This is a genomic window from Chamaesiphon sp. GL140_3_metabinner_50, assembly GCF_025361915.1.
GTDB lineage: Bacteria > Cyanobacteriota > Cyanobacteriia > Cyanobacteriales > Chamaesiphonaceae > Chamaesiphon.
Genome location: NZ_JANYJC010000154.1, coordinates 1 through 8,367 on the forward strand (window position 1 = coordinate 1; position 8,367 = coordinate 8,367).

An 8,367-nucleotide genomic window follows, 5' to 3' on the forward strand; every position below is an offset into this window, starting at 1 on the left:
TGACGGATTTGTCGTAACCTAGACGCAAAGATTTTCCGAGCATCAGACACCACAGTTTCGATCGATTGACATCACGTTTATAATCAACTAGTTGATGACTATAGGTCTACAGACTATAAGTAGCATTTGAAAAAGCCATGCCTTTAGCCCAGATTCATGTTCCAGTCAATATCGATAGATTTACTCATCCGCCAGCGTATACGACCAATCTAGGGGCGGCATTTTGTGGCGATTCGCTAGAGTTATTAGATCGGGTACCAGATGAAAGCATCAATTTAGTTTTGACTAGTCCTCCTTTTGCGTTACAAAGAGAAAAAGAGTATGGAAATAAGGATGCTGCTGACTATGTTAGATGGCTAGCTGAATTTGCGAAATTAGTATATCAAAAACTAAAGCCCGATGGTAGTTTCGTTCTCGATTTAGGTGGTGCTTATGAAAAAGGGAAACCAGTCAGGAGTCTTTATAATTTTAGAGTACCAATCTACTTGTGCGATGAGATTGGCTTCTTCTTAGCAGAAGATTTTTATTGGTTCAATCCTTCAAAATTGCCTAGTCCGATTGAATGGGTTAACAAAAGAAAGATCAGAGCAAAGGATTCAGTAAATACAGTTTGGTGGTTTAGCAAGTCAGAATTTCCGAAAGCAGATGTGAGCAAAGTTCTAACACCATACAGTCCGAGAATGAAAAAACTGCTTAAAGATCCAGATAAGTTTTACGATCCCAAAAAACGACCCTCTGGACATGATATCGGCAAAGCATTTTCAATTGATAATGGCGGTGCAATTCCTTCAAATCTATTGCAGATAGCTAACTCTGATTCTAATGGGCAATATTTAAGAGGGTGTAAATCTTTGGGAATAAAAGCACATCCAGCTCGCTTTCCCAGTAAACTTCCAGAGTTTTTTATTCGATTTTTAACAGATCCAGGCGATCTGGTTGTGGATATATTTTCTGGCTCTAATACTACTGGATTTGTTGCCGAATCAGAAGGGCGTAATTGGTTGGCTTTTGAAAAAGAAATTCAATATATTGCTGCATCTTCTTTTCGATTTATGGATGAAAATGTAGATGAAGATAGTTTGAATTTATTGTATGAGAAGTTGCTGCATGGAGAATCTGTAGAAATTATTCCAAATGCAACACAACTAAGCTTTTTAGAAACAGTAGCTACTTATTAATCTAGATTAATCGATTCAATCACTTTAACTCGAAACAACATTCAATCGATCCTAACCCAAATTTCAATTTTTTTACTATTGAATCTATCGATATGTCTGGAACTATGATTAGAATGATTTTAGGATGGACTATGATTATTTATAGCGGTGAATCATAGTCTATCTCTTAATCAGATAAATCATAGTTCCAGACATAGTATTCGATCGCGTATCATAGACAGAATATAATCGATAGAATTGTCAATCTGTAGAACTGGTGGGCAAAAGATTAGTGTTTTAATGAGATCATTTTGTAAAAATTTGCCCACTCTAAAAAACTTTACCTTTTTAAATTATTGGGTAGACACCTGTAACTTTGCCTTGTGTAGAAATACTAACAAAGGCTCCTTCTTCTCCCCTTTGAGGTTCTGGATTTAAATGAAGAGCTTCTTCAATACTCATAAAATTCGGTGCTGACAACTTAGCCCAAAAGGGAACCAAAAACTCCTGTTTATTTTCTGCATTCCAGATCTCATCATCGCCGCTCTCGATCCAGCCAGATCCGAAATAATTTTTAATTTCATTCCTGGCAGCATTTATATCTTCAACTATCAAAACCCAATCAAACCAGTAAGCATACTTAAACTTAGGGTAAGATCTAAATGTTCTGCTACAAATTGAGGCAAGTAAGAAATTTCGCTCAAAACTAGTAAGAAAATTCTCTGCTTCTTTAATACATAAAAAATTAGCTACAACAGATAATTGCTGAGTATCAAATTTCAAATCATCCATACAAATTAGGGACACAAATCTTAGTGAAAGCATGTGTCCGACTTCTTAAAGAAGTCGGACACATAGCGAAATGGTGACAACAATAATCGGAGATCGCAAACTTAGCCCACTTTACTCAAAATTTGAGCGACTACGGTCATACTTTCTTCATATAGTAAATCGCGACCCCAGCGTTGAAGATACTCGGCGAGTAAATCTTCAGCACTGCGCTCGGCGAGGGAAGTAACTTCTTCTACTCGTGCGGTTTGGGTTCCGCCTTTGGTTTCCATCTGCATACAGCCAGCAACCTCGGAACAGAGGACGGTGCTACAGTTGGCTTTAGGATTGGTAGAAGTCAGGCGCACACCCATGATGTCTCCGGGGATTTCGCCGGAATCAGCGGTGGGCATTCCCGCGAGTTCGGTATGAATTTTGCGTCCATTAGGGGCAACAAAATCGATTTCGCGGAGGTCGTAGTCGCCGCCGGAATGGGTATAGCTGGTGGGTTGCCATTGGAGGCGACTGGAGAGCCAACCGAGGAACATTAAGGCTTGAGCGGGATTACCTTGTTCATAATTGATATCTACTCGATCGATCTCGGTGATATCCTTACGTCTAGCTGGGGGATCGAAGGCTTCGGCGGTGAGTTCTTGCCAGCCAGCGATCCTGCGCCAGTTGAGATCGATGACGGGCATTCCTTCAGCTAAAATCTGACAGATTTGGGTTAAGTCGGCTTCGCTGGTGGTGAATTCGGCGGAGTCGAAAATGACGGAATGGGCTTGATGCGCTAATTGTTTAAATAGCGGCTTAGTTGGTGCGGGGGTGTCTTTCCACCATAAGAAGCGCGGTAAATCGGAAACAGCGAGGTTGGCAATACTCTTGCTATTGCGCTCTAATGCGTCTGGAGTGCCCCGCAAGGTAATATATTCGCTACAGACGAGGGAATGGAGATATTGCTTCTTCATGGGGCAATAAACCGATACCTGCGCGCCGACATCGGGATTTTCACCTGCGCTCGGACAGATCGTAATTATCCGCCGGGGATTGGTATTAGCGATCGCATCTGTAACTACATAGCCCCGACGGTCTACATCTTTTTCGACGGCGAGGGCGTGGGTATCGTGAGTGGTAGTAATCCGCTCGTGATAAGCAGCCTGGATTTTGTCCATCGTCTGGCGATCGAGTTTACCAGTTATGGGTAGTTGATAACTTTCCTGAGCAGCTTTGATCCCTTTGACTTGTGCTGGCCCAAAAATACCATCGATCGGCCCACTATAGAAGCCCAACACTGCTAACATATGTTGGGTTGGTTCTGGCTCGTAAACAATAAATGTAAAGGTACTTGCCTGAGTTGCCACGATCGCATCTTGAGCTAGATTATCTGGCTGATAGTCTTTCCAGATCTGATTTAATTCATGTTCGATGTCTGTCACCGAAACATCCTTGGGCGCACGAAGCGATACAACTGGAGCGGATTGAGTACTCATCTAGGGGATAGGTAATAGAGGATAGGAAATAGGGAATAGGGAGGATAGAGAGTAGAGAGGATAGGGGATAGGGTAGTAGCGATCTCAGCGGCTGGGGTTAGAGATATAAGTATTTCTGCATGTTTACTATCCCCTATCCCCTATCCCCTACGAGCGATGCCACTTCCGGCCATCGTCATTGATTAGATCTTCGGCAGCTAGAGGCCCCCAGGTACCTGCTTCATACAGCGGAATTGAGTTGGGATCGGTGTTTGCTTCCCAGTCAGACAATGCGGGAGTCACAATTCGCCATGCTTCTTCGACTTCATCCGATCGGGTGAATAAAGTTTGGTCGCCTAACATACAATCAATTAATAGCCTGTCATAAGCGTCGGAAGATTTTACGCCAAAAGCTTCTTGATAGTTGAAGTCCATATTTTCCGTGCGGGTGCGTAACTCGGCTCCAGGCATTTTGGCTTCAAACTGGAGCGAGATCCCCTCATTGGGATAAATCTGAATTGTCAGCAGATTGGGATTTGCTTGACGGGATGCCGATTGAAAAATCAACCAGGGTACGGGCTTAAATTGCACGGTAATTTCGGAAACTTTTTTAGGCAATCGTTTACCAGTCCGCAGATAAAACGGTACGTCTTTCCACCGCCAGTTGTCTACCATAAATTTCATGGCGACAAAGCAAGGATTGACAGAGCCGGGAGCGACTCCTGGCTCTTCACGATAACCAGGGATTGGTTCGCCTTTCATCCAACCTGGTTTGTATTGTCCCCGAATTGCCGATCGACTAAGATTATGCACATCTGCTAGGCGAGTAGCTTCGAGAACTTTGACTTTTTCGGTGCGAATCGAGTCAGCATCGAGGGCGTTGGGCGGTTCCATCGCTGTCAGGCAAAATACCTGCATCAGGTGGTTTTGGAGCATATCGCGCAATGCGCCAGCCGATTCGTAGTAACCAGCCCGATCTTCGACACCGACGGTTTCGGCGACGGTAATTTGGATGTTATCGATATAATTGCGATTCCAGAGGGGTTCAAAAATCGCATTGGCAAATCGTAACACCATCAAGTTTTGGACGGTTTCTTTGCCTAGATAGTGGTCGATCCGGTAAACTTGTTGCTCTTGACAATGTTCTCTAACGACGCGATTTAACACTCTGGCGGAACTAAGATCGCGCCCGAAGGGTTTTTCGATCACGAGGCGATGTTTTTGGGCATCATTTAACATCCCCGCACTACCTAACTGTTTGATAGCTTCGGGGAAGAAGTTGGGGGCGACAGAAAGATAAAAGACGCGATTGCCCATCGTGCGGCGTTCGGTGTCGAGTTTGTCCAGGAGGGTTTTGAGCTTGAGATAGCTTTCGGGTTTGTCGATGTCGCCGGGGCAATAATATAAGCCTTTGGCAAATTCTTCCCAGGCGGCTTCGTCTTGAATGCCGTTACCGAATTCTTCGATGCCCTGTTTGGAGTGTTCGCGGAAGTACTCGTGGCTCCAGTCGCGGCGGGCTACGCCGACGATGGTGATTTCTGGTGGCAGCCTGCGATCGAGTCGCATCTGGTACAATGCGGGGATCAGTTTGCGATGTGTCAGATCGCCGGATGCGCCGAAGATGGTGAGGATTTGCGGTTCTGGGACTCGTTCTTGTCGTAAGCCGATCCGGAACGGGTTTTCTAGTAAATCGATCATTTATTGCTAATGTGGTGGTGTCGTCTGAACTATGATGAGAATGATTAACTATGATGGGCTACTGATGGCAATCGCAGTCTATCCACATCATCTGAAAAATCATAGTTCAGAGTTAGATTTTTTGTGAAATTATGCAGGTGTCAAAGCTTTAACCTTACCATCAAGAGATTTCATCAATGAGTCGAAGGGTTTGATGAATTTGTCGATCCCATCGATGAGGAGTTCGCCCATGACGCTATCGAGATCGATGTTGATGTCGGGATCTTTGAGGCTGGCGATGAGGCGGTAAGCTTCATCTACGCCAGCTTCGATCCGACTGGCAGGATCGCAATGGTCGGCGCAGGCTTCGATCGTGCCTGGTGGTAAAGTGTTGACGGTATCGTTCCCGACTAATCCATCGACGTACATGACATCGCTATAGCTGGGATCTTTAGTACCAGTACTCGCCCACAGTAGACGTTGAACGCGGGCACCTTTGGCGGCTAGCTGTTGCCAGCGATCGAGCGCGATAATTTTCAGGTATTCTTGATAAGCTACTTTAGCATTGGCGATCGCGATTTTGCCTTTGAGGGCAGAAATTTTTTCGGTTTTGGTGGGATCGGCGGGGTTTTTGAGCAGTTTGTCTAGTTTACCATCGATATTGATGTCGATCCGGCTCAGGAAGAAGCTGGCAACGCAAGAGATATTACTGATATCTTCGCCTTTGGCGGCACGGGTTTCTAAGCCGCGAATGTATGCCCAGGCGGCTTCGACATAGCTGGCAACGGAGAATAACAGGGTAACGTTGATACTAATGCCCTCACTTATCATCTGTTCGACGGCGGGTAAGCCTTCGGGGGTGCCGGGAATTTTAATCATCACATTCGGACGATCGATTTCTTGGTGATAGCGGCGCGCTTCGGTAATGGTGCTGGCGGTATCGGCGGCGATGGTGGGAGGGACTTCGATACTGACGTAGCCATCGATCCCGTTGGTTTTTTGGTAAACGGGGAGCAAGATATCGCAGGCAGTTCGGATATCATTAAAGATTAATGATTCGTAGATCTCATTGAGAGATTTACCTGATTTTGTACCCGCTGCAATTTCGTCGTCATAAATGGCGTTACCGACGATTGCTTTTTCAAAAATCGCGGGGTTAGAGGTGATCCCCAATACGCCGCGAGTTTCGATTAGTTGCGCTAACTCGCCCGATGTCAGCAGATCTCGGCTCAAATTATCCATCCAGATACTTTGTCCGTATTCTTGCTCGATTGTAAACAGAGGATTCTGGGCTGTGGGTGACATGGTAGCTATTTACTCCAGTAGTTAATGACTATCGATTCTCTTTGTGCTGGAATCGACCTGAAAAATGTATCGGCAAAAAGGCTGTTTGGGTAAGTGCGATCCTATTGCTGTGGCATTTATGTCGTGCCGCTATACTTAGTAAAATACCAAATTCGATCGGTCTCCAAACCTAACATCCGCGATCTCTATTTCCCGCATTCTAGCCGATCGGCATCTGAATAATCGCGTCAACGAACACAAATTTGTCAAAAATTCGCTGCCCCCCTCACACTAAAACCCATGACACCCACCAAACCCCGCGATGTCCAAATCGCCGAGATCGCCCCCAATACCACCGTCCTTCGCTCCCGCACCTGGGAACGCCTCAAATTTGAAATTGAATACGCCCGTCAAAAAGGCACCACCGCCAACTCCTACCTGATTGAAGGCGAATCCACCGCCCTCATCGATCCTCCTGGCGAATCCTTCACCGACATCTTCCTCGAAGAACTCGGACAACATGCCTATTACCAACGCCTCAACTACATCATCCTCAGCCACGTCAACCCCAACCGGATCGCTACCCTCAAACGATTACTAGCAGCCGCTCCCTACGCCACAATTATCTGCTCCAAACCGGGCGTAAATACCCTGCGCTCGGTACTTGCCAACCAATCCTTCGATCTGCCCACCCCCCGCGAAGACGAAGCCGACGATTTGGGGATCGAGTTTGGCACCAACCAAACCCTCAAAGTCCACGTCGTTCGCGATGAAGAAACCCTCGACTTAGGTAACGGACACATCCTCCAATTCCGGTTCGTCCCCACTCCCCGCCACCCCGATGCGCTGTGTACATTAGATCGCGCCACCGGAATTCTCTACACAGATAAACTCTTCGGCTCCCACGTTTGCGATGATGCCGTTTTTGACGAACATTGGAAAACCCTTTCTGAAGATCGCAAATATTATTTCGATTGCCTCTACGCCGCCCAGGCACCCCAGGTAGACGCGATCTTGACAAAACTCTCCGGACTACACGCCCGCATTTATGCACCCACTCACGGCTCGATCGTCCGCCACAGCCGCAGCGTTCTGACCCTCGATTACCAGAGCTGGTGCGAGCAACAGCAGAAAAAAGATCTCAACGTCGCGCTCTTATATACCTCCGCCTACGGCAATACCGCCACCCTCGCCCGTGCGATCGAAAAAGGCATCACTCAATCGGGTGTCGCCGTCAGATCGATCGATTGTGAATTCACCGCCCCCGAAGAAGTCACCCGCGCCGTGCAAGCCTGCGACGGCTTTGTGATCGGCTCTCCGACGATCGCCGGACACCCCCCCACCCAAATCCAAACCGCCCTCGGCATCGTCCTTTCTACCGCCGATCGGGCTAAAGTAGTGGGGGTCTTCGGTTCCTACGGTTGGAGCGGCGAAGCTGTCGATCTCATTGCTGATAAATTGCAAGATGTCGGCTATTCCCAAGGCTTTGAACCAATTCGTGTCAAGTTTGCCCCCACGGAAGAGACGATCGAACAATGCGAAGCCGCCGGGGTAGAATTTGCCAAGGTGCTAAATAAAGCCAAAAAAGTCCGCGCTCCCAGACAGGTAAGTGTAGACGGACAAACCGATCGTACCGGACAAGCGATCGGGCGTGTAACTGGCTCTCTGTGCGTTATTACCGCCAATAACGGCAGTAAACCCGTCGGCTTGCTCTCATCGCGAGTATCGCAAGCTGGATTCAGTCCCCCAGCAATTACAATTGCAATCGCCAAAGATCGCGACTTAGAATGTTTGGCTAATCCCGGTGAGAAATTCGTGGTCAATATTCTCAAAGAAGGTCGAAATCTCCGCAGTTACTTTCTCAAGCCACCAGCTCTCGATACCGATCGATTTGCAGGTCTAGAAACATCACTTGCTGAGAATGGTTGTATCGTGCTTAATGAAGCTCTTTCTTATTTAGAATGTACTGTTAAAAATCGGTTAGATTGTGGCGATCGCTGGTTGCTTTATGC

General features: G+C 46.7%; 6 protein-coding genes. 2 read left to right on the forward strand and 4 right to left on the reverse strand.

What is annotated here, in order from left to right:
- Positions 1 to 137: 137 nt before the first annotated feature.
- Positions 138 to 1,178 carry a site-specific DNA-methyltransferase gene (locus Q0R35_RS08085; RefSeq protein ID WP_295615864.1) on the forward strand — a complete coding sequence of 347 codons (1,041 nt, stop codon included), beginning with the start codon at positions 138 to 140 and terminating at the stop codon, positions 1,176 to 1,178.
- A gap of 327 nt (positions 1,179 to 1,505) precedes the next feature.
- On the opposite strand, the gene Q0R35_RS08090 is transcribed toward Q0R35_RS08085, so the two are convergent.
- The 4 genes from Q0R35_RS08090 to tal form a co-directional block, all read right to left on the reverse strand.
- Entirely contained in the window at positions 1,506 to 1,949 is a 444-nt protein-coding gene (locus Q0R35_RS08090; RefSeq protein ID WP_295615867.1) for a hypothetical protein, read from the reverse strand.
- A 101-nt stretch (positions 1,950 to 2,050) separates the two neighbouring features.
- Positions 2,051 to 3,415, reverse strand: a complete 1,365-nt coding sequence (gene opcA, locus Q0R35_RS08095) for a glucose-6-phosphate dehydrogenase assembly protein OpcA (protein ID WP_295615870.1) — start codon at positions 3,413 to 3,415, stop codon at positions 2,051 to 2,053.
- A gap of 147 nt (positions 3,416 to 3,562) precedes the next feature.
- Positions 3,563 to 5,092, reverse strand: coding sequence for a glucose-6-phosphate dehydrogenase (gene zwf / locus Q0R35_RS08100; RefSeq protein ID WP_295615873.1), 1,530 nt, complete (start codon positions 5,090 to 5,092; stop codon positions 3,563 to 3,565).
- Positions 5,093 to 5,221: 129 nt separating this feature from the next.
- Positions 5,222 to 6,376 carry a transaldolase gene (gene tal / locus Q0R35_RS08105; RefSeq protein WP_295615876.1) on the reverse strand — a complete coding sequence of 385 codons (1,155 nt, stop codon included), beginning with the start codon at positions 6,374 to 6,376 and terminating at the stop codon, positions 5,222 to 5,224.
- Between the two features lie 279 nt (positions 6,377 to 6,655).
- On the opposite strand from tal, the gene Q0R35_RS08110 reads away from it, so the two are divergent.
- Positions 6,656 to 8,367: diflavin flavoprotein (locus Q0R35_RS08110; RefSeq protein WP_295615879.1), on the forward strand; the 1,712-nt coding region annotated here is incomplete at its 3' end.